A 21280-nucleotide genomic window follows, 5' to 3' on the forward strand; every position below is an offset into this window, starting at 1 on the left:
TCCCGTCACGCTCCCGGGCGCCGCGTCTTGGTCCGGTCCGGCGGCACGGTCGCGCCTGGGGCGCGGTGCCGCCGTCCGGGGCGCGGGCGCCGCACGGGAGCTCTATGTCTGGCTCGCCGGTTCCGTACGCACTGTGCGTACGGCCTGGCGAAAGTCTCCTGGTCAGTGCGCTGCCCGACCCAGGTGGCTCCCGAGTACCAGGGCGGCGCTACGACGACCGCTCCCTACGCGATGCCGGCACCCGGCGCCGTCGCAGAGGCGGTCGCGGCGGCCGTGGTAGTTGCGGCCTTGACTGCCTCGCGGTCGGGCGCGAGCGGGTCGGTCACCGTGCCGGACTCCTCGTCGAAGAGCCCCTGCGCCAGCCTGGTCACCGCAGCGGGGACCGGCGGCGCCAGGTCGGCCACAGCTCGGAGACCGGACAGGACGTCGTCGGGTCGTACGGCAGGTGTCACGTGCCGAACAACCAGCCGCAGTATCGCACAGGCGCTGTCCAGCGGCCTATCACCCTGGGGATCGCCCTGGGGAGCGGTTGCCGTCAGCTCGGTGACCGCGGAGCGTGCGTCGAAGGTGCGGACGCCGTTCTTGGTCTTGCGCTGTACTTCCACGGTCTCGGCCGCGAGAAACGCCTCGGCGGCCTTCTCCACGTCCTCGACGGTGACGCCTTCGAGGCGCAGCTCCCAGATGGAGGCGGTGAGCCGGTCGGCGAGGCCCGAGGTCCGGGCCTCGACGGCGTCGGTGATGTCGAGGCCGGCCGGGAGGGACTCGTCGAGCAGGGCCCGCAGGGTCTCCGGGTCGCGTGCCTCGGTGAGGGCGATCTCCAGGTATTCGGCCTCGGAGCCCGTGCCCGTGGGGGCGGCGTTGGCGTACGACACCTTGGGGTGCGGGGTGAAGCCGGCCGAGTACGCCATGGGCACCTCGGCACGGCGCAGCGCACGCTCGAAAGCGCGCTGGAAGTCACGGTGGCTGGTGAACCGGAGGCGGCCGCGCTTGGTGTAGCGCAGTCGGATGCGCTGCACCGCCGGTGCGGGCGGCGGGCCTTCGGGCTGTCGCTTGCCCAGTGGTTCTTCTCCTCGGTGCGGGGCGGCGCGGGTGGCGCCGTCCACGAGATGTACGGGTTGCCTCGGGGGTCCCGCCCGGTTCACCCCCGCTTTCGCAGGGAGATCTCGGGGGCGGGCGCCGCGCCGGGGACGTTCGCTGTACTACCCAGAGTACGCGCCCGGGCCACGTCCGGTTCCCCGGACCCGGACGACCGGACTGAGCCGACCAGGGCACGCCAGGTGTCCCGGCGGGCCTCCCGCACGGCGGCGCGGGCCGAGGCGAGTGCCTCCTTCGCCGCCCGCCCGGCCTGGACGGCGGCCGTGCGGGCGGGGGCCCAGACCTGGTCGCGGACCCAGTGGCCGGCGGGGGTGCAGACGTTCCGCCAGACCCAGACCGCGGGCCGCCCCAGCAGGGACCAGGCCAGCCGCCCGAGCGCGCGGCCGACGGCCCGCGAGACGAAGCCGGCGATCCGCCAGCAGACGGCGAGGGCGTCCCTGACCTCCCTCGCGAGCGGCACGAGGACCCGGTTCCAGAGCCAGGCGACAGGCCGGGCGACGCCGTGCACGGCGACCGGCACGAGCACGTACCGCCAGAGCCCCGCCCACGGCCACACGAACACGGCCTTGAGCAGCACCGCCGTGCCGACGGCGAGGACGTGTCCGAGCCTGGGCAGGAACCACGAGAGCCCCCGGCCGACCGGTCCCAGGACGTGCCGGTCGAACCAGAGGACGGGCACGACCACGCCGTACCGCAGGAGGGGGATCAGGACGTACCGGAAGAGCGCGACGACGGGTACGAGGACCAGCTTCTCCAGCAGGAACAGGAGCCCGGTGCCGAGCGGGGCGAGGACCCGCCGGTACAGCCAGGCGGCCGGCACGGCGATCCCGTAGCGGCAGACCGGCACGACCACGTACCGCCAGAGCCCTGCCCACGGCCATACGAACACGGCCCTGGCCAGCCAGGTCACGGCGACCGAGAACCCCCGCCACAGCCACCCGAGCCCGACGCCGACACCGGTGAACACCCGGGCGAGACCGCGGCCGACCCGGGTCAGCACCCACGCGAGGCCCCGGCCCGCACCGGTGAGCACCCACGCGAGACCGTGCCCCACCGGCGTCAGCAGCGACCGGTACAGCCATCGCGCCGGTCGGGCCACCGCGTGGTGGAGGAACCGGCCGACGCCCCTCCCCAGGCCCGTGAACGCCCATGCGAGACCCCGGCCCACACCCGTGAACACCCGGGCGAGGCCCCGGCCCACCGGACGCAGGACCGTGCGGTCGAGGACGTGCGCCGTCGCCGTCAGCACGTCCCAGACCATCCGGACGGGCAGGACGACGACCAGCACGACGATCCGGACCGGGATGCGGATCAGCGCCGGCGGGGGCGGGTTCTCCATGCTCATGCCGGACATGACGCGACGGCCCGGCGGAGGGTTTCCCCTCACGCCGGGCCGTCGCCGGAGTGTTACCCGAACGGACCTACTTCACGACCGACAGCGGCAGCAGCTTCTTGCCGGTGGGGCCGATCTGGATGTGGGTGTCCATCTGGGGGCAGACGCCGCAGTCGAAGCACGGGGTCCAGCGGCAGTCCTCGACCTCGGTCTCGTCGAGCGAGTCCTGCCAGTCCTCCCAGAGCCAGTCCTTGTCGAGACCGGAGTCCAGGTGGTCCCAGGGCAGGACCTCCTCGTAGGTGCGCTCGCGGGTCGTGTACCAGGCGACGTCGACGCCCATCTCCGGCAGCGTCTTCTCGGCGCACGCCATCCAGCGGTCGTACGAGAAGTGCTCGCGCCAGCCGTCGAAGCGGCCGCCGTCCTCGTACACCGCGCGGATGACCGCGCCGATGCGGCGGTCGCCGCGGGAGAGGAGGCCCTCGACGATGCCCGGCTTGCCGTCGTGGTAGCGGAAGCCGATCGAGCGGCCGTACTTCTTGTCGCCGCGGATCTTGTCGCGGAGCTTGCGCAGCCGCTCGTCCGTCTCCTCGGCCGACAGCTGCGGGGCCCACTGGAACGGGGTGTGCGGCTTGGGCACGAAACCGCCGATGGAGACGGTGCAGCGGATGTCGTTCTGGCCGGAGACCTTGCGGCCCTCGGCGATCACGTTCATCGCCATGTCGGCGATCTGGAGGACGTCCTCGTCGGTCTCCGTCGGCAGGCCGCACATGAAGTACAGCTTCACCTGGCGCCAGCCGTTGCCGTACGCGGTGGAGACGGTCCGGATGAGGTCCTCCTCCGAGACCATCTTGTTGATGACCTTGCGCATGCGCTCGGAGCCGCCCTCGGGGGCGAAGGTGAGGCCGGAGCGGCGCCCGTTCCTGGTCAGCTCGTTGGCCAGGTCCACGTTGAAGGCGTCGACACGGGTGGACGGCAGGGACAGGCCCACCTTGTCCTCCGTGTACCGGTCGGCGAGGCCCTTGGCGATCTCACCGATCTCGGAGTGGTCCGCGGAGGACAGCGAGAGGAGGCCGACCTCCTCGAAGCCCGTCGCCTTGAGGCCCTTCTCGACCATCTCGCCGATGCCGGTGATGCTTCGCTCCCGCACGGGGCGCGTGATCATGCCGGCCTGGCAGAAGCGGCAGCCGCGGGTGCAGCCGCGGAAGATCTCGACGGACATGCGCTCGTGGACGGTCTCCGCGAGCGGCACGAGGGGCTGCTTGGGGTAAGGCCACTCGTCGAGGTCCATGACGGTGTGCTTGGAGACGCGCCACGGCACACCGGACCTGTTGGGCACGACACGGCCGATGCGGCCGTCCGGCAGGTACTCCACGTCGTAGAACCGCGGGATGTACACCGAGCCGGTCCTGGCGAGGCGGAAGAGGACCTCCTCGCGGCCGCCCGGCCGGCCCTCGGCCTTCCAGGCGCGGATGATCTCGGTCATGTCGAGGACGGCCTGCTCGCCGTCGCCGATGATCGCCGCGTCGATGAAGTCCGCGATCGGCTCGGGGTTGAAGGCCGCGTGGCCGCCCGCGAGCACGATCGGGTGGTCGACGGTGCGGTCCTTCGACTCCAGCGGGATGCCGGCCAGGTCGAGGGCGGTGAGCATGTTCGTGTAGCCGAGCTCGGTGGAGAAGCTCAGGCCGAACACGTCGAACGCGCCGACGGGGCGGTGGCTGTCGACCGTGAACTGCGGGACCTTGTGCTCCCGCATCAGCTCCTCGAGGTCCGGCCAGACGCTGTAGGTGCGCTCGGCGAGGACGCCCTCGCGCTCGTTGAGCACCTCGTAGAGGATCATGACGCCCTGATTGGGCAGACCGACCTCGTACGCGTCCGGGTACATCAGCGCCCAGCGGACGTCGGCGGACTCCCACGGCTTGACCGTGGAGTTCAGCTCTCCACCGACGTACTGAATCGGCTTCTGCACGTGCGGGAGCAGAGCTTCGAGCTGCGGGAAGACAGACTCGGCAGCAGACATCTCGAACCTTCGTGAGCTGGCAGGGGGGCGACTCTCAAGCGTACCCCGGTGCTCAGCGGGTCAGGGACGCCGTGAGTTCCGGGGCCGAGGCCCTGGCCCAGACCTCGGGGAGCGCCCGCTCGGCGGCCTCCGCGGCGGCCTCCTCGTGTCCGTACAGAAGTCCCCAGGTGAAGGCCGATTCGCCGGCCCCGTGGGCCACGACCGCGAGCTCGCGCAGGGCGCCCCGGGCGACGACGGCGTCCTGGTGCTCGCCGAGCAGGTTCTGGACGGCCTTCACCCGTTTCGCCAGTCGCTTCGCGGGCTTCCCGAGGGTGGGCCGGGCGGCCTCGGCCGCGTAGCGGGCGCGTTTGGCGGCCTTGCGGGCCTCGTGGAGGGCGAGGTCGCGTTCGTGCCCGGGTCCGAGGGAGAGGGCGTGGCCGATCCGGCCGCCGAGGCGGGCGTGGTCCTTGCGGACGGCTCGGGCGAGGACCGTCCGGGCGTCGCCGGCGGCGTCCTCGCGCAGCGGCGGGTCGGCGAGGAGCGCGTCGAGGGCTCCGAGGAGGGCGAGGTAGCGGGCGGAGTCGAGGGCGGCGAGGGCCTGGCGGCGGGCCGTCTTGCCGTGGGCGGCGTCGCGGCGGCGCAGCCGGGCCTTGACCGGGCCGAGGACCAGGGTGCGGGGCAGCTCGTCGAGGCGGGTGCGCAGCCGTTCGTCGAGGACCTCCTGGTCGCGGGCGACGCCGAGTTCTCCGGCGAGCCATTTCAGTTCCTCGCCGATCGGGTCGGTGGCCTCCCGGTCGAGGACCTTCCCGTACGTCTTGAAGGCGCTGCGCAGCCGGCGGCAGCCGACGCGCAACTGGTGGACGGCGTCGGGCAGGTCGCGCCGTACGGCGGGGTCGTACGCGACGATCGCCTCGACCTGTTCCCGTACGTAGCCGAGGACGGCGGCTCCGGCGGTGCCGGGCGCACCGGACGGCTCCGGCGCGGCCGCGGGCGGCCCGGGCTCCACGCCGGTCTCGGCGAGCGCTCGGGACAGTTTCGACGGGGAGTCCGAGGGCCGGATGCCGGCCTTCCTGAGGCGTTTCTCGACGGCGTCGAGGACGGCGGGGTCGGTGTCGTCGGCGAGTTCGACCTCGATCTCGGTCCAGGCGGCCTCTCCCCCGCTCGTGAGGCCTTCGGCGTGGACGGTGTCCACGGAGAGTTCGGCGAGGAGGGTGCCGTCGCCGTCGCGGAGGTGGCGGACGTCACGGGAGGAGCGGAGGCGGACGACGGGGACGATCTCGGCGTCCCGGACGCGGGAGCGAAGGAGCCCCGCCAGGGACCGCGGGAGCGTGTCCGAGAGCGGGGCTCTGATCTCGTCGCGGATGCCGGAGGCGACGGGGAACTTCAGGTGCCAGCCGGCGTCCGCGCCGCCGGTGCGGCGGCGCAGGGTGAGCGCGTCGGCGGCGAGTCGCAGGTCGGGGGTGTCGTAGTAGACGGCGTCGAGTTCGGTGACGCCCTCGTCGGTGACCGAGGCCACTCCGGCCGCCCGGGTCAGGTCCGGGAGGCCGGTTCGGGGGGTGGCTTCGTACTTCCGCTCGATCTCTCGCTTCGTGTCCGCCATGAATCGAATCTAGACGGGAAGTGAACTCCGCGGGAGTGCGCCGGTCAGCCTGTCCGGAAATCCCCTGGGGGATCCGCCGGACGTCCTCTAGGCCGTCATGGGCCGCTGGACCCTGATCGACTGGAGCAGTCCGATCGCCACCCACACCGCGAACATCGACGAGCCGCCGTACGAGACGAACGGCAGCGGCAGTCCGGCGACGGGCATGATGCCGAGCGTCATGCCGATGTTCTCGAAGGACTGGAAGGCGAACCAGGCGATGATCCCGGCCGCGACGACAGTGCCGTAGAGCTCGGTGGTCTCGCGGGCGATCCGGCAGGCCCGCCAGAGGACGACACCGAGGAGCAGCAGGATCAGGCCGGCGCCGACGAAGCCCAGCTCCTCGCCCGCGACCGTGAAGACGAAGTCGGTCTGCTGCTCGGGCACGAACTGGCCGGTGGTCTGGGAGCCCTTGAAGAGTCCTGAGCCGAGGAGGCCGCCGGAGCCGATCGCGATCCGGGCCTGGTTGGTGTTGTAGCCGACGCCGGCCGGGTCGAGTTCGGGGTTGGCGAAGGCCGCGAAGCGGTTGATCTGGTACTCGTCGAGCATGCCGAGCGCGGTGACGAGGACCGCGCCTCCGACACCGGCGCCGATCAGTCCGAGGACCCAGCGGTTGGAGGCGCCGGAGGCGAGCAGCACTCCGAGCACGATGACCGCCATGACCATGACCGAGCCGAGGTCCGGCATCAGCATGACGATGCCCATGGGGAGCGCGGCCAGGGTGAGGGCCTTGGCGACGGTGCGGTGGTCGGGGTGGATCTGGTCGCCCGCGTCGACCTTCGCGGCCAGCAGCATCGCCATCACCAGGATGATCGTGATCTTCACGAACTCACTGGGCTGGAGCGAGAAGCCGCCGCCGACGACGATCCACGCGTGGGCGCCGTTGATGGTGGCGCCGAGCGGGGTGAGGACGGCGAGGATCAGCACGATCGAGAGGCCGTAGAGGACCGGGACCGCGCCGCGCAGGGTGCGGTGGCCGAGCCAGATCGTGCCGATCATCAGGGCGACGCCGATGCCGGTGTTGAGCACGTGCCGGAAGAGGAAGTAGTACGGGTCGCCGTTGTTGAGCTCGGTGCGGCCGCGGGTGGCGGACCAGACGAGCAGCGCCCCGATGAAGGAGAGCGCGAGCGCGGAGAGCAGGATCGGCCAGTCGAGCCGGCGGACCACCGAGTCGCGGGCGGCCAGCTTGGCGAGCGTGCCGCGCTCGGGGGCGTACCGGGAGATGGAGAAGCCGTGGGGTGCGGTCATCGGTTCAGTCCCTCCGCCAGGCGGCGGGCGGGCCCGCGAGTTCCTGCTGGTCGGGCTTGTCGGGGTCGGCCTGGCCCGGGTCGGCCGGGTCGGGCTGCTGGGTGCCGTCGGGCGTGCCGAGGGGCGCGTCGGGGTCGACCTTGCCGATCTCCGGGTCGTACGGCTTGGTCTTCGGGGCGTCGATGGAGCCGTCGGCCTCGATCTTCGGCAGGCTCTTCTGCGGCTGCGGCAGCAGGGCCCGCTTGAGGTCCTGGTTGCCGGCGTCGTCGAGTCCGTAGAGCGCGTCGTAGATGTTGCGGACGGCGGGGCCGGAGGCGCCGGAGCCCGTACCGCCCTGGGCGATCGTCATGACGATCGCGTAGTCCTTGGTGTACGTGGCGAACCACGAGGTCGTCTGCTTGCCGTAGACCTCGGCGGTACCCGTCTTGGCGTGCATCGGGATCTTGTCCTGCGGCCAGCCGCCGAATCGCCAGGCGGCCGTACCGCGGGTGGCGACTCCCGCGAGGGCTTCCTCTATCAAGGCCTGCGTCTTGGCGTCCATGGGCAGCCTGCCGTGCGCCTTGGGCTTGATCTCGGTGACCTTCTTGCCGTCGGGGCTGACGATCGCCTTGCCGACGGTGGGGTTCCAGAGGGTGCCGCCGTTGGCGATGGCGGCGTAGATGGTGGCCATCTGGATGGGGGTGACGAGGGTGTCGCCCTGGCCGATGGAGTAGTTGACGGAGTCACCGGCGCGCATCAGGTTGCCTTCGAGGCAGTTCTCGTACGAGAGCTGCTGGACGTACGTGCCGCCCTTCTTGCCGATGCGGCACCAGTAGTCCTTGTTGTCCGTCCAGAAGTCCTGCTTCCACTTCCGGTCGGGGACGCGGCCGGTGACCTCGTTGGGGAGGTCGATGCCGGTCTCGGCGCCGAGGCCGAACTGGTGGGCCGTCTTGTAGAACCAGTCCTTGGCGTCCTTCTTCGGCTTCATCCCGCCGTCCTTCTGCCACTGCTGGTGGGAGAGGGCGTAGTAGACGGTGTCGCAGGAGACCTCGAGGGCCTGGCCGAGGGTGATGGAGCCGTGGCCCTGGGACTCGAAGTTCTTGAAGACCTGGTTGCCGATGGAGTACGAGGAGGGGCACGGGTAGCGCCCGTTGAAGTCGTATCCGGCGTTCACGGCGGCCGTCGTCGGGATGACCTTGAAGATCGAGCCGGGGGCGGCCTGGCCCTGGATGGCCCGGTTGAGGAGCGGGAAGTTGGAGTCCTTGCCGGTGAGGGCCGCGTAGTCCTTGGCGGAGATGCCGCCGACCCAGGCGTTGGGGTCGTAGTCGGGCTGGGAGGCCATGGCGACGATCCGGCCGGTCTTGTTCTCCATGACCACGACGGCGCCGGAGTCGGCCTTGTAGTTCTCGCTGGTGTTCTTGTCGTGCACCTTGCGGGCCTCGACCATCGCGTTGTGCAGCTCCCACTCGGCGACCGCCTGCACGCGGGCGTCGATGGAGGTGACGACGTTGGAGCCGGGGACCGCGGGGTCGTTCTTGGCCTGGCCGATGACCCGGCCGAGGTTGTCGACCTCGTAGCGGGTGACGCCGGCCTTGCCGCGCAGTTCCTTGTCGTAGGTGCGCTCGATCCCGGACCGGCCGATCTGGTCGGAGCGGAGGAACGGCGAGTCGGTGTCCTTGGCCTTCTCGATCTCGCTGTCGGTGACGGGCGAGAGGTAGCCGAGGACCTGCGAGGTGCGGGCCTTGCCGGGGGCCGGGTAGCGGCGCACGGCGGTGGGTTCGGCCGTGATGCCGGGGAAGTCCTCGGCGCGCTCGCGGATCTGCAGGGCCTGCTGGGTGGTGGCCTCGTCCGTGACCGGGATCGGCTGGTAGGGCGAACCGTTCCAGCAGGGCTTCGGGGTCTTGGAGTCGCAGAGCCGGATCTTGTTGATGACGTCGTCGGGCTTCATGTCGAGGACGTCGGCGAGCCGGGTCAGGACCGCCTTGCCGCGGTCCTTCATCTTCATCATCTCGGTGCGCGACGCGGAGACCACGAGCCGGGTCTCGTTGTCGGCCAGCGGGACGCCGCGGGCGTCGAGGACGGAGCCGCGCACGGCGGGCTGCACGACCTGCTGGACGTGGTTGTTCTTCGCCTCGTCCGTGTACTCCTTGCCGTTGCGGATCTGGAGGTACCAGAGCCGGCCCCCCAGGGTCAGCAGCAGCGAGAAGACGAGGATCTGGATGACGACGAGCCGGATCTGGACCCGGGGGGTCCGCCCTGTCTCGGGGATGTTGCTCATACGGTCGGGGCCCCCTCGGTCACAGTCGCTTGACTCCCTTGATGCGTCCGGCCCGTGAGGCGCGGCTCCGGGCGGTCTTCACCCGCAGGCCGCCGCGCTGGTTCCCGATCCTCAGGCCGGTGCCGGAGGAGAGCCAGCCGGAGGCGACGTCGGCGCCGTTGCCCCCGCCGGCGTCGGCGAGCGGGTCGTTCTCCGCGCGGCGGGCCAGCGCCATGATGAGCGGCACCGTGAAGGGCGCGAGGAGCAGGTCGTACACGGCCGCGGTGAACAGCAGGAACCCCAGGCCGACATGGCGGGCGGCGGTGTCGCCGACGAGGGCGCCCACCCCCGCGTACAGCAGGGTGGAGCCGACGGCGGCCGCGACGACGACGGCCATCGGGCCGGTCGCCGAGGTCAGCCGGCCGTTCTCCGGGCGGGCCAGGCCGACGAGGTAGCCGATGACGCAGAGCACGAGGGCGTAGCGGCCGGCGGCGTGGTCGGCGGGCGGGGCCAGGTCGGCGAGGAGGCCGGCGCTGAAGCCGATGAGCGAGCCGCTGACCGGTCCGTACACCAGGGCCAGGCCGACCACGGTGAGCAGGACCAGGTCGGGGACGGCGCCGGGGAGCTGGAGCCGGGCGAGCACGGAGACCTGCACGACCAGGGCCACCACGATCAGGGTGGCGGAGAGGAGGATCCGGTTGAACTTCACGGTGTCGTGTCCCCCTGGTCCTGGCCCTGCTGGTTCTGGCCCTGCTGGTTCCGCTGTCCGTCGGCGGCCTGCTGCCCGTCCGGTGGCGTCGCCGTCGGTGTCACGGTGACGGTGACGGTCGGCGCGGGCTTGGGCTTCTGCGGGAGGACCATGTCGCGCGGGTCGGCGCGGGGGGCCTGCACCACGATGCCGACGATGTCGAGCTTGGTGAAGCCGACGTACGGGCGGACGTAGATGTTGCGGGTCAGGCCGCCGCCCGCGGGGTCGACGCGGACGACCTCGCCGACCGGGACGCCCGGCACGAAGGGCTTGTCGGCGCGCGAGCCGAAGGTGACGAGCCGGTCGCCGGGCTTCACCTTGGCCTTGCCGTTGAGGAGTTGCACGAGCAGCGGGCGGTCGCCCTGGCCGGTGGCGAAGCCGAGTTCGTCGGACTTCTCCATGCGCGTGCCGACGGTGAAGTCGGGGTCGTTGGCGAGCAGCACCGTGGACGTCGACGGGCCGACGGTGGTGACGCGGCCGACGAGCCCGGAGCCGTTCAGGACGGTCATGTCCCGCTTGATGCCGTCGCGCGCGCCCACGTCGACGGTGACGGTCCAGGAGAAGCCCTGGGCCGCTCCTATGGCGATGACCTGCGCGCCCTTGATGCCGTACTGCCCGGCGCCGGCGGTCTTCAGGATGGAGTCGAGCTCGCGCAGCCGGTTGCGGTTGCGGTCGTCGCTGCCGAGCTCCGCCTTGAGTTCGGCGTTCTCCTTCTCCAGCGCGGCGATCCGGGTGTGCCGCTCGCCGGAGTCCCTGACCGCGCCTATGGCGTTGCCGATGGGATCGACGGCGGCCGCCACACCGTTCTCGACCGGCCCGAAGACCGCCGCTGCGGCCTGCCGGGCACCGTCGACGGGTGACTCCTGACCGCCGCGGATGTCCACCGTGATCAGTGCGAACGCGATGGCGATCAGCAGCACCAGGAGCAGCCGGCTCTCTCGTGTGTCCCTCACGTGCGGCGGCCGTGCCTTTCCTCGTGGTTCGGTTGTTCGACTGTGCGGTCGTACGGCCCTGCGATGGTGCTCACATGGGCCGTACGGGTGGTGCTAGCGGCGCGGCTGGGCGTCCAGGACCTGCTGGAGGGCCTCGAACTCCTCCACGCACTTGCCGGAGCCGAGCGCCACCGAGTCCAGCGGGTCCTCGGCGATGTGGATCGGCATTCCGGTCTCGCGGCGGAGGCGCTCGTCGAGGCCGCGCAGCAGGGCGCCGCCACCCGTGAGAACGATGCCGCGGTCCATCACGTCACCGGAGAGCTCCGGCGGGCACTTGTCGAGGGTGGTCTTCACCGCGTCGACGATGGCGTTGACCGGCTCCTCGATGGCCTTGCGGACCTCGGCGGCCGAGATGACCACGGTCTTGGGCAGACCGGAGACGAGGTCGCGGCCGCGGATCTCGGTGTGCTCGTCCTTGTCGAGGTCGTACGCGGAGCCGATGGTGATCTTGATCTGCTCGGCGGTGCGCTCACCGAGGAGGAGCGAGTACTCCTTCTTGATGTGCTGGATGATCGCGTTGTCCAGCTCGTCGCCGGCGACCCGGATCGACTGTGCCGTGACGATTCCGCCGAGGGAGATGACGGCGACCTCGGTGGTGCCGCCGCCGATGTCCACGACCATGTTGCCGGTGGCCTCGTGGACCGGGAGGCCCGAGCCGATGGCCGCCGCCATGGGCTCCTCGATGATGTGCACCTGGCGGGCGCCGGCCTGCGTCGAGGCCTCGATGACGGCGCGGCGCTCCACTCCGGTGATGCCGGAGGGCACGCAGACGACGACCCGGGGGCGGGCCAGGTAGCGGCGCTTGTGGATCTTGAGGATGAAGTAGCGGAGCATCCGCTCGGTGATCTCGAAGTCGGCGATCACGCCGTCCTTCAGGGGCCGGACGGCGACGATGTTGCCGGGGGTCCGGCCGATCATCTTCTTCGCCTCGGCGCCCACCGCGAGGATGCCGCCGGTGTTGGTGTTGATCGCGACCACGGACGGCTCGTTGAGGACGATGCCACGCCCCCTGACGTACACCAGCGTGTTGGCAGTCCCGAGGTCGATAGCCATGTCACGGCCGATGAACGACATTGAGTTCCCCTTGTTTCCCATGAGGATGCTTCGGGCCTTCCCCAGCGAGCGTTGACGGCTTCTCAGGCAGGCGAAACGGTGGCTGAAGTGGGTGGCTGAAGGTGGTGCGGCGTGGAGTTTTCCATCGTAGTGCCGCCCGCCCGGATACCGCGCGGTGGTCCACCTCTGTACAGGTGACGGTAGGACGCGGCGATCCGTTCCCGGGATCGGCGTTCATATGCCTGGGGGCGACCGAATTCCTTCGGTCGCCCCACAGGCTGCTGCGTTCGGCTGACGCCGAGTCAGCGATGTCGGGTCGGCTCAGACGAGACCGGGGAAGAAGATCTTCAGCTCGCGCAGGGCCGACTCCTCCGAGTCGGAGGCGTGGATCAGGTTCTCCCGGACGATGGTGCCGAAGTCGCCGCGGATCGAACCGGGCGCGGCGGCGATCGGGTCGGTCGGACCGGCCAGCTGGCGGACGCCCTCGATGACCCGCTCGCCCTCGACGACGAGCGCGACGACGGGGCCGGAGGACATGAAGCCCATCAGCGGCTCGTAGAAGGGCTTGCCCTTGTGCTCGCCGTAGTGCTGCTCCAGGGTCTCCTGGTCCAGCTCGCGCAGCTCCAGGGCCGCCAGGGTCCAGCCGGCCTTGCGCTCGATACGGCCGATGATCTCGCCGACCAGGCCACGGCGGACGGCGTCGGGCTTGAGCAGGACGAGCGTGCGCTGGCTCACGGGTGAACTCCTTCGGAAAAGCGGTGTGCGGGACCTCCGAGGCTACAGGCCCCGCACGCCCCTCGATTACGCAGCGTCAGGCCCTGCCGAGGCCCCCGCGTCCTGGGCCTCGGCCCACCGTGCCTTGATGTCGTCGATCCGTCGCCCATAGTGAACAGAGGCCCACCACAGACCGGCGAAAACCGCCCCCAGGAAGAACATCGTCGGCACGACGAAGCCGCTGAGGATCAGGCCGATCTGCAGGGCCCAGCCGAGCTGCACACCGCCGGGGCGGGTGACCATCCCACAGAGCAGCACCGAGATGACCATCGCGACACCGCAGACCCACCAGACGGTGGACATCGCGAGACTGTCGTCCTTCATCGCGACGAGACCGGCGAAGCCGATCACGAAGAACTCGCCGATGAGCGTCGAGGAACAGAGCGTACGCATCGGGTTCAGCCCCTTCGCAGCAGCAGCCGGGCGTCGCCGACCGTGAAGATCGAACCGGTCACGAGGACACCCGCGCCGCCGTACTCGGCCTCTTCCTCCGCGAGCGTGATGGCCGCCTCGAGGGCGTCGGGCAGCCGCGGCTCCACGACGACCCTGTCCTCGCCGAACACCTCGACCGCGAGGGCGGCGAGCGCGTCCACGTCCGTGGCACGGGGGTTGGAGTTCGCCGTGACGACGACCTCCGCGAAGATCGGCTCGAAGGCCTCAAGGAGGCCCTTGGCGTCCTTGTCGCCGCTGGTGGAGACCACGCCGACGAGCCGCGAGAAGCCGAAGGCCTCGCTCACGCCCTCCGCCGTCGCCCGCGCGCCGTGCGGGTTGTGCGCGGCGTCCAGGATCACCGTCGGGGACGAGCGGACGATCTCCAGACGGCCGGGCGAGGCCACCTGGGCGAAGGCCTGCCGGACCGTGTCGAGGTCCAGGGTCCGCGCGTGCTCCGCGCCGATCCCGAAGAAGGCCTCGACCGCCGCCAGCGCCACCGCCGCGTTGTGCGCCTGGTAGGCGCCGTGCAGCGGCAGGAAGATGTTGTCGTACTCGCCGCCCAGACCGCGCAGGGTGAGGAGCTGGCCGCCGACCGCGACCTCGCGGGCGACGATGCCGAACTCCATGCCCTCGCGGGCCACGGTGGCGTCCGCCTCGACGGCCTTCTTCAGCAGGACCTGCGCCGCGTCCACCGGCTGCTGGGCCAGGATCACGGTCGCGCCCTGCTTGATGATCCCGGACTTCTCGCCGGCGATCTCGGCGGTCGTCGAGCCGAGCCGGTCCGTGTGGTCCAGGTCGATCGGGGTCACGACGGCGACCGAGCCGTCGATGACGTTCGTCGCGTCCCAGGTGCCGCCCATGCCGACCTCGACGACGGCCGCGTCGACCGGCGCGTCGGCGAAGGCCGCGTACGCCATTCCGGTGAGGACCTCGAAGAAGGAGAGCCGGTACTCCTCTCGGGCGTCGACCAGCTCCACGTACGGCTTGATGTCCTGGTACGTCTCGACGAACCGCTCGGCGGAGATCGGGGCGCCGTCCAGGCTGATGCGCTCGGTGATGGTCTGCACGTGCGGCGAGGTGTACCGCCCGGTGCGCAGCTCGAAGGCGCCGAGCAGGGCCTCGATCATGCGGGCCGTCGACGTCTTGCCGTTGGTTCCGGTGATGTGGATCGAGGGGTACGCGCGCTGCGGGTCGCCGAGCACGTCCATCAGGGCCGCGATCCGGGTGACCGAGGGCTCCAGCTTGGTCTCGCCCCAGCGGGTGGACAGCTCGGTCTCGACCTCGCGCAGCGCCTTGTCCAGCTCCGGGTCCTCCGGGCGGCTGGGCACCGGGTCGCCCTGGGGCCGGCCGCCCTGGGTGCGCAGGGTGCGGCTGCCGGCCTCGATCACCGCCAGGTCGGGGTCTCGGTCGGTCTCGGCGTCGACGATGTCGTCGAACTGGTCACTCGGGTCGCTCGGCTCGCTCACGGGCCCAGTCTACGGAGCGGTACCGACAGGACATTGGACCCACCCCTTTCGGGACTTTCGGTCCCCCGTCCGCCGGACCTGCCCGGCAAACTTGGCGATCATGGACATAGGGATCGACCTCGGCACGGCCAACACGCTCCTCTACGCACGGGGCCAGGGCATCGTCCTGAACGAACCGTCGGTGGTGGCGGTGCAGGAGGGCTCGCGGCAGGCGCTCGCGGTCGGCGCGGAGGCCAAGGAGACCATCGGGCGCACGCCCGGTTCGATCACCGCGATCCGCCCCCTGAGGGACGGCGTGATCAGCGACTACGAGGCGGCCGAGGAGATGATCCGGCACTTCGTGCGCAAGGCCGTCCCGGGCCGCCGCCGGCCCCGCACCCGGATGGTGGTCTGTGTGCCGAGCGGGGTCACCCAGGTCGAGCGGCGGGCCATCGTGCACGCCTCGCTCTCGGCCGGCGCGCGGGCGGTCCATCTGATCGAGGAGCCGATGGCGGCGGCGATCGGCGCCGGGCTGCCCGTCTCCTCCCCGCGCGGCTCGATGGTCGTCGACATCGGCGGCGGTACGACCGAGGTGGCGGTGATCTCGCTCGGCGGGATCGTCACGGCCCGGTCGCTGCGGGTCGGCGGCGACCGACTCGACGCGGCCGTCACCGACTACGTCCGCAAGCGGCACTCGCTGCTCATCGGCGAACGGACCGCCGAGGACGTCAAGGTCGCCATCGGCACGGCCTGGCCGGTGCCGGGCGAGGAGGAGCGGGAGGACGCGACCTTCACCGTGCGCGGCCGGGAGAAGGTCGGCGGACTGCCCCGGACGGTGGAGCTGACGGTGCCCGAGGTGCGGGCGGCGCTCGACGAGCCGGTCGAGGCGATCATCTCGGCGGTACGGGCCACTCTGGAGGAGTGCCCGCCCGAACTGTCCGGCGACGTCATGGAGCACGGCATCGTGCTCACCGGCGGCGGGGCGCTGCTGCCGGGCCTGGACCTGCGGATGGCCTCGGCGACGGGCATCCCGGTCTTCGTCGCGGACCGGCCGCTGGACTGCGTGGTGCTGGGGTCGGGCCGGTGCGTGGAGGACTTCGACGGGCTGCAGCGGGTGATGGGGAAGGCGGAGACGGTGCGCTGAACGCGTCTCGGCGAGTGGCGAGACCCGTCGGCGCCGGGCGGCACCTAGCGCTGCAGGCCCGTCGGCAGCAGTGCCGTCACCTCGTAGCCCTCGCCCTCCCGGCGGGCCTTCAGGGTGCCGCCCATGCTGGTGACCCGCTCCTCCATCGAGAAGAGCCCGGTGCCGGTGGAGACCGGGGCCGGGTCCGGCGGGGTCTTCGGCAGCGGATTGCGGACCTCGATGCGCAGATCGGGGCCCTCCACCGTGATCGTGACCGTCACGGGCAGCCCGGGGGCGTGCTTCGCGGCGTTCGTCAGGCATTCCCGCACGACCCGGTGGACGGCCGCCTGCCGCAGCGGCGAGAGGGCCTTCGCCTCCTTTGCGACCGTCAGCTCGACGGGGCTGCCCATCCGCTCGCTCTCCCCGGCGAGCTCGGCGAGCCCTTCGAGGCCTGGGGTGGCCGCGTCCCGGTCGGCACGGCGCACGATCGTCTCGTTGAGCATGAGGTGGGCCCGCCGGGCGGTGTCCGCGAGCTCCTCGAAGTCCTTCTGGTGACCCTCCCCCCTGGCCCGTACGGCGAGGACCTCGGCCCGCACCGCGAGCACGGTCAGCTCGCGGCCGACCAGGTCGTGGACGTCCCGGCCGACGGAGATCCGCTCCTCCTGGACGGCCTGCCGGGCGGCGGCCTCGCGCCGCTGGACCTCCAGGGCGCGGACGAGGTCCTGCCGGTACGCGGCGATGCCGACGCCCGCCGCGAGGACACCGATCGGGACGACCAGGCTCAGGAAGTCGCTCAGGGTGTCGCCGTGCCGGGCGGGCCAGCCGGGCGTGAGGAAGAGTCCGTAGGCGACGCCGACGTACAGCAGGGTGGCGACGACGGCGGCGCGCCGCCCCCGGTACCGGCCGATCGAGTACAGCGCGAACTGGATCATGGTCAGCTCGTGCAGCCAGCCCATCAGACCGAGTGCCACCAGGTACGGCACCCAGGGCAGCCGGCGCCGGAGCGCCAGGGTGGCGGCTCCGGCCGCGAGGACCAGGGTGGCGGTGACGCCGGTCAGGGAGTTGTCGGCGCGGGCGAGCCCCGGCACGTCCAGGCACATGAGGCCGAAGGCGCTGAGCGCGGCGACGACGTCGAGGGCGCGGGGCGAGACCGCCCACCGGTCCACGCATCGGCGCAGCGCGGGGACGGTGGGGAGGTGGAGCATGCCTTCCATCATCCAAGGTCTTTCGTCCCGACGACGTGGACCTGAAGTCCCGTCTGATGTGACATCGGGCACTTCGTCCCTATTTCTGTTCGGGCGTACGGGCAGGCGTACGCGAAGGGGCCCGGAACCGTGACACGGTTCCGGGCCCCTTCGTCATGCCGTCCTAGGCCTGCGGCAGGCTCGCCAGCTGGGCCTCGATGCGGGCGATGTCCTCGTCCGCCTTGGTGAGGCGGCCGCGGATCTTGTCGACCACGTTGTCCGGGGCCTTGGCCAGGAAGGCCTCGTTGCCGAGCTTGCCGTTCGCCTGGGCCTTCTCCTTCTCGGCGGCCGCGAGGTCCTTCGCGAGACGCTTGCGCTCCGCGGCCACGTCGATCGTGCCCGACAGGTCGAGCGCGACCGTGGCGCCCGCGACCGGCAGGGAGGCGGTGGCGGCGAAGCCCTCGCCCTCCGGCTGGAGGCGCAGGATCTGGCGGATGGCGGCCTCGTGCGCGACGAGCGGGGTGCCGTCGACGGTGAGGCGCGCCGGCACCTTCTGGGCGTCCTGGAGACCCTGCTCCTTGCGGAAGCGGCGGACCTCGGTGACGACCCGCTGGACGAGCTCGATCTCCTGCTCGGCGGCCTTGTCGCGGAAGCCGCTGTCCTTCGGCCAGTCGGCGATCACCAGGGACTCACCGCCGGTGAGGGTGGTCCACAGGGTGTCGGTGACGAACGGGACGATCGGGTGCAGCAGCCGCAGCATGACGTCCAGGACCTCGCCGAGGACCCGGCCGGAGACCTTGGCACCCTCGCCGCCCGCGAAGAACGTGGTCTTCGACAGCTCGACGTACCAGGCGAAGACCTCGTCCCACGCGAAGTGGTAGAGGGTGTCGGCGAGCTTGGCGAACTGGAAGTCCTCGTAGTACGCGTCGGCCTGCGCGACCGTCTCGTTGAGCCGGGACAGGATCCAGCGGTCGGTCGCCGACATCTCGGAGGCGTCCGGCAGCGGGCCCTCGATCGTGGCGCCGTTCATCATCGCGAAACGGGTCGCGTTCCAGATCTTGTTGGCGAAGTTCCGCGACGCCTGGACCCAGTCCTCGCCGATCGGGACGTCGACGCCCGGGTTGGCGCCCTTGGCCAGGGTGAAGCGCAGGGCGTCGGAGCCGTACTTGTCCATCCAGTCCAGCGGGTTGACCGTGTTCCCGAACGACTTCGACATCTTCTTGCCGAACTCGTCGCGGACCATGCCGTGGAAGGCGATCGTGCGGAAGGGCGGCTGACCGTCCATCGCGTACAGACCGAACATCATCATCCGGGCGACCCAGAAGAACATCAGGTCGTAGCCGGTGACCAGGACGGAGTTCGGATAGAACTTCGCCAGGTCCGGGGTCTTCTCGGGCCAGCCGAGCGTGGAGAACGGCCACAGGCCGGACGAGAACCAGGTGTCGAGGACGTCGGTGTCCTGCGTCCAGCCCTCACCCGTGGGCGCCTCGTCGTCGGGGCCGACGCAGACCAGCTCGCCGTCGGGACCGTGCCAGACGGGGATGCGGTGGCCCCACCACAGCTGGCGCGAGATGCACCAGTCGTTGAGGTTGTCGACCCAGTCGAAGTAGCGCTGGGACATGTCGGCCGGGTGGATGTCGACCCGGCCGTCGCGGACCGCGTCACCCGCGGCCTTGGCGAGGGTCTCGACCTTGACCCACCACTGCAGCGACAGACGCGGCTCCAGCGTCGTCTTGCAGCGCGAGCAGTGGCCGACGGAGTGGACGTACGGGCGCTTCTCGGCGACGATCCGGCCGTCGGCCCGCAGGGCGGCGACGATCGCGGAGCGCGCCTCGAAGCGGTCCAGGCCCTGGAAGGGGCCGTGGACGGTGATCACACCGCGCTCGTCGAGGACCTCGATGGACTCGAGGTCGTGGCGCTGGCCGATGGCGAAGTCGTTCGGGTCGTGCGCCGGGGTCACCTTGACGGCGCCGGTGCCGAACTCCGGGTCGACGTGCGTGTCGGCGACGACCGGGATCGTCCGGTCCGTCAGCGGCAGCTTGATCTGCTTGCCGATCAGGTGGGCGTAGCGCTCGTCGTCGGGGTGGACGGCGACGGCGGTGTCACCGAGCATCGTCTCCGCACGCGTGGTGGCGACGACGATGGTGTCCTCACCCTCGCCGTACTTCATGGAGACGAGCTCGCCGTCGTCGTCCTGGTAGTCGACCTCGATGTCGGAGATGGCCGTCAGACAGCGCGGGCACCAGTTGATGATGCGCTCGGCGCGGTAGATCAGACCGTCGTCGAACATCTTCTTGAAGACCGTCTGGACCGCGCGGGAGAGACCCTCGTCCATGGTGAAGCGGTCACGGCTCCACGCGAGGCCCTCGCCGAGGCGCCGCATCTGGCCGGCGATCTGCCCGCCGGACTCGGCCTTCCACTCCCAGACGCGCTCGACGAAGGCCTCGCGGCCCAGGTCGTGGCGGGACTTGCCCTCCTTGGCGAGCTCACGCTCGACGACGTTCTGGGTGGCGATGCCGGCGTGGTCCATGCCGGGCTGCCACAGCGTCTCGAAGCCCTGCATGCGCTTGCGGCGGGTGAGGGCGTCGATCAGCGTGTGCTCGAAGGCGTGGCCCAGGTGGAGCGAGCCGGTGACGTTCGGCGGCGGGATGACGATCGTGTACGCGGGCTTGTCGCTCTTCGCGTCCGCCTCGAAGTAGCCGCGCTCTACCCAGCGCTCGTACAGCGGCCCCTCTACCTCGGCCGGCGCGTACGTGGTCGGCAGTTCGGTGGTGGGCGCTGTCTGCTGCTGAGTGTTCTCGGTCACGGGGCCAGTTTAGGGGTGTCCCGGTGCTGTCCTGAAACGCTTTGGTTCGGTAACGGTGTGGGCCCCGCCGCACTGACACCCCACCGGTTCCGCCAGGATGTTCGGTAGGCATAAACATCCTGTGAGGGGAACCTGTCGATGAGCTACAACCAGCCGGGCCCGTACGGCCAGCAGCCGCAGCAGCCCGGGCCCTACGGCCAGCAGCCGGGACCGTACGGGCAGCAGCCGCAGCAGCCGGGACCGTACGGCGCGCAGCCCGGTTACGGCTACCCCCAGCAGGCCCCGCAGGGCGTCCCGCCGCAGCAGCCGCCCTACGGCTACCCGCAGCAGCCCCAGCAGCCCGGCCCGTACGGCCAGCAGCCCCAGTACGGCGCCCCCCAGGGCCCGGGCGGCTACGTCCCCCACCCGCCGGCCCCGAAGAAGTCGAAGGCGGGCTGGATCATCGGCGCGGTCGCGGTGGTCGCGGCGATCGGCGTGGGCGCGTACTTCGTGCTGGGCGGGGGCGGCGCCTCGGTCGCGGACGACGGCCCGCACAAGCTGATCACCCCGGAGACGGTCCTGGGCGAGTACAAGAAGGCCCCCGACAAGGGCGAATCGTCCGACAAGGACACCATGAAGGAGGCGGAGAAGAACGGCGTCAAGAACGCCCAGAAGGTCAACGCCTCCTACCAGGTGGAGAACAAGGCCAACCCCCTCGCGGGCAAGGTCCTCTCCTTCAGCGGCCTCTACGGCGAGATCGACGACCCCGAGAAGGTCATCGACACCGTCTTCGCCACCATCAAGACCGAGGCCGACAAGGACAAGGGCAAGAAGGGCGAGCCGGCCCTGGTCGGCGAGCCGAAGTCCTACGAGCCCGCCGAGCTCGACGGCGCCGTCCTCAAGTGCCAGCAGGCCAAGAGCGAGGCCGACGCCGCCTCGTCGACCCCGGCGTTCACCATGAACATCTGCGTCTGGGCGGACCACAGCACCGTGGGCTTCGTGGTTCCGCTCGACATGGCCTCCGCCCTCACGGGCGCGGGCGGCTCCCCCGAGGACGCCGCCGCCCTCACCGCCAAGTTCCGCAAGGAAGTCCGCGTCAAGTCCTGATGCCGGGCCCGCACACGGAGAAGGGGGGGCCCCCCCGGGGGGGGGGGGGCCCCAACAAATACGGGACCCACACGCCGCACTAAAAGGGCC

Annotated in this window: 16 protein-coding genes; 2 read left to right on the forward strand and 14 right to left on the reverse strand. The window is 71.0% G+C overall.

What is annotated here, in order from left to right; all coding sequences use genetic code 11:
- Nucleotides 1-224: 224 nt before the first annotated feature.
- The 12 genes from ACFQ79_RS07290 to ACFQ79_RS07345 form a co-directional block, all read right to left on the reverse strand.
- Nucleotides 225-1016, reverse strand: a complete 792-nt coding sequence (locus ACFQ79_RS07290; protein WP_383579981.1) for a TIGR03936 family radical SAM-associated protein — start codon at nt 1014-1016, stop codon at nt 225-227.
- Between the two features lie 122 nt (nt 1017-1138).
- Nucleotides 1139-2440, reverse strand: a complete 1302-nt coding sequence (locus tag ACFQ79_RS07295) for a hypothetical protein (protein ID WP_383579963.1) — start codon at nt 2438-2440, stop codon at nt 1139-1141.
- 76 nt (nt 2441-2516) lie between these two features.
- Nucleotides 2517-4445 carry a TIGR03960 family B12-binding radical SAM protein gene (locus ACFQ79_RS07300; protein WP_231074751.1) on the reverse strand — a complete coding sequence of 643 codons (1929 nt, stop codon included), beginning with the start codon at nt 4443-4445 and terminating at the stop codon, nt 2517-2519.
- A 52-nt stretch (nt 4446-4497) separates the two neighbouring features.
- On the reverse strand, nt 4498-6024 hold the full coding sequence (locus tag ACFQ79_RS07305) for a CHAD domain-containing protein (protein WP_383579965.1): 1527 nt from the start codon (nt 6022-6024) through the stop codon (nt 4498-4500).
- Nucleotides 6025-6111: 87 nt separating this feature from the next.
- Nucleotides 6112-7311 (reverse strand): rod shape-determining protein RodA, encoded by a 1200-nt coding sequence (rodA, locus tag ACFQ79_RS07310; protein ID WP_383579966.1) that lies wholly within the window; start codon nt 7309-7311, stop codon nt 6112-6114.
- Nucleotides 7312-7315: 4 nt separating this feature from the next.
- The gene (mrdA, locus tag ACFQ79_RS07315; protein WP_383579967.1) at nt 7316-9568 is read right to left on the reverse strand and encodes a penicillin-binding protein 2; all 2253 of its coding nucleotides are present in this window, start codon (nt 9566-9568) and stop codon (nt 7316-7318) included.
- A gap of 19 nt (nt 9569-9587) precedes the next feature.
- A complete protein-coding gene (gene mreD, locus ACFQ79_RS07320) occupies nt 9588-10256 on the reverse strand; it encodes a rod shape-determining protein MreD (protein ID WP_209494857.1) in 669 nt (222 codons plus the stop codon).
- A complete protein-coding gene (gene mreC / locus ACFQ79_RS07325) occupies nt 10253-11248 on the reverse strand; it encodes a rod shape-determining protein MreC (protein ID WP_383579968.1) in 996 nt (331 codons plus the stop codon). The genes mreD and mreC overlap by 4 nt, the downstream gene beginning before the upstream one ends.
- A gap of 93 nt (nt 11249-11341) precedes the next feature.
- Nucleotides 11342-12361 (reverse strand): rod shape-determining protein, encoded by a 1020-nt coding sequence (locus tag ACFQ79_RS07330; RefSeq protein ID WP_030317599.1) that lies wholly within the window; start codon nt 12359-12361, stop codon nt 11342-11344.
- Between the two features lie 300 nt (nt 12362-12661).
- Complete coding sequence (gene ndk / locus ACFQ79_RS07335) at nt 12662-13075, reverse strand: nucleoside-diphosphate kinase (protein ID WP_121830245.1); 414 nt, start codon at nt 13073-13075, stop codon at nt 12662-12664.
- 66 nt (nt 13076-13141) lie between these two features.
- Nucleotides 13142-13507: a DUF4233 domain-containing protein gene (locus ACFQ79_RS07340; protein WP_383579969.1), complete on the reverse strand. Its 366-nt coding sequence runs from the start codon at nt 13505-13507 to the stop codon at nt 13142-13144.
- A gap of 5 nt (nt 13508-13512) precedes the next feature.
- Nucleotides 13513-15012, reverse strand: coding sequence for a bifunctional folylpolyglutamate synthase/dihydrofolate synthase (locus ACFQ79_RS07345; RefSeq protein WP_383579970.1), 1500 nt, complete (start codon nt 15010-15012; stop codon nt 13513-13515).
- A gap of 100 nt (nt 15013-15112) precedes the next feature.
- Between ACFQ79_RS07345 and ACFQ79_RS07350 the strand changes: the two genes are divergently transcribed.
- Nucleotides 15113-16135 carry a rod shape-determining protein gene (locus ACFQ79_RS07350; protein WP_383579972.1) on the forward strand — a complete coding sequence of 341 codons (1023 nt, stop codon included), beginning with the start codon at nt 15113-15115 and terminating at the stop codon, nt 16133-16135.
- Between the two features lie 44 nt (nt 16136-16179).
- Here the strand turns inward: ACFQ79_RS07350 and ACFQ79_RS07355 are convergent, their stop codons facing one another.
- Both ACFQ79_RS07355 and ACFQ79_RS07360 read right to left on the reverse strand, forming a co-directional pair.
- Complete coding sequence (locus ACFQ79_RS07355) at nt 16180-17319, reverse strand: sensor histidine kinase (RefSeq protein ID WP_383579974.1); 1140 nt, start codon at nt 17317-17319, stop codon at nt 16180-16182.
- 163 nt (nt 17320-17482) lie between these two features.
- The gene (locus tag ACFQ79_RS07360) at nt 17483-20104 is read right to left on the reverse strand and encodes a valine--tRNA ligase (RefSeq protein WP_383579976.1); all 2622 of its coding nucleotides are present in this window, start codon (nt 20102-20104) and stop codon (nt 17483-17485) included.
- A 138-nt stretch (nt 20105-20242) separates the two neighbouring features.
- Between ACFQ79_RS07360 and ACFQ79_RS07365 the strand changes: the two genes are divergently transcribed.
- The gene (locus ACFQ79_RS07365) at nt 20243-21190 is read left to right on the forward strand and encodes a hypothetical protein (protein WP_383579977.1); all 948 of its coding nucleotides are present in this window, start codon (nt 20243-20245) and stop codon (nt 21188-21190) included.
- Nucleotides 21191-21280: the final 90 nt, after the last annotated feature.

The organism is Streptomyces sp. NPDC056480, assembly GCF_042795405.1.
GTDB lineage: Bacteria > Actinomycetota > Actinomycetes > Streptomycetales > Streptomycetaceae > Streptomyces.

Bases quoted from the DNA above. Each gene is read 5' to 3' on its own strand.
- ACFQ79_RS07295 (WP_383579963.1), bottom strand. From the start codon at position 2,440: ATGAGCATGGAGAACCCGCCCCCGCCGGCGCTGATCCGCATCCCGGTC.
- ACFQ79_RS07300 (WP_231074751.1), bottom strand. From the start codon at position 4,445: ATGTCTGCTGCCGAGTCTGTCTTCCCGCAGCTCGAAGCTCTGCTCCCG.
- ACFQ79_RS07305 (WP_383579965.1), bottom strand. From the start codon at position 6,024: ATGGCGGACACGAAGCGAGAGATCGAGCGGAAGTACGAAGCCACCCCC.
- rodA (WP_383579966.1), bottom strand. From the start codon at position 7,311: ATGACCGCACCCCACGGCTTCTCCATCTCCCGGTACGCCCCCGAGCGC.
- mrdA (WP_383579967.1), bottom strand. From the start codon at position 9,568: ATGAGCAACATCCCCGAGACAGGGCGGACCCCCCGGGTCCAGATCCGG.
- ACFQ79_RS07330 (WP_030317599.1), bottom strand. From the start codon at position 12,361: ATGTCGTTCATCGGCCGTGACATGGCTATCGACCTCGGGACTGCCAAC.
- ACFQ79_RS07340 (WP_383579969.1), bottom strand. From the start codon at position 13,507: ATGCGTACGCTCTGTTCCTCGACGCTCATCGGCGAGTTCTTCGTGATC.
- ACFQ79_RS07350 (WP_383579972.1), top strand. From the start codon at position 15,113: ATGGACATAGGGATCGACCTCGGCACGGCCAACACGCTCCTCTACGCA.
- ACFQ79_RS07355 (WP_383579974.1), bottom strand. From the start codon at position 17,319: ATGCTCCACCTCCCCACCGTCCCCGCGCTGCGCCGATGCGTGGACCGG.
- ACFQ79_RS07365 (WP_383579977.1), top strand. From the start codon at position 20,243: ATGAGCTACAACCAGCCGGGCCCGTACGGCCAGCAGCCGCAGCAGCCC.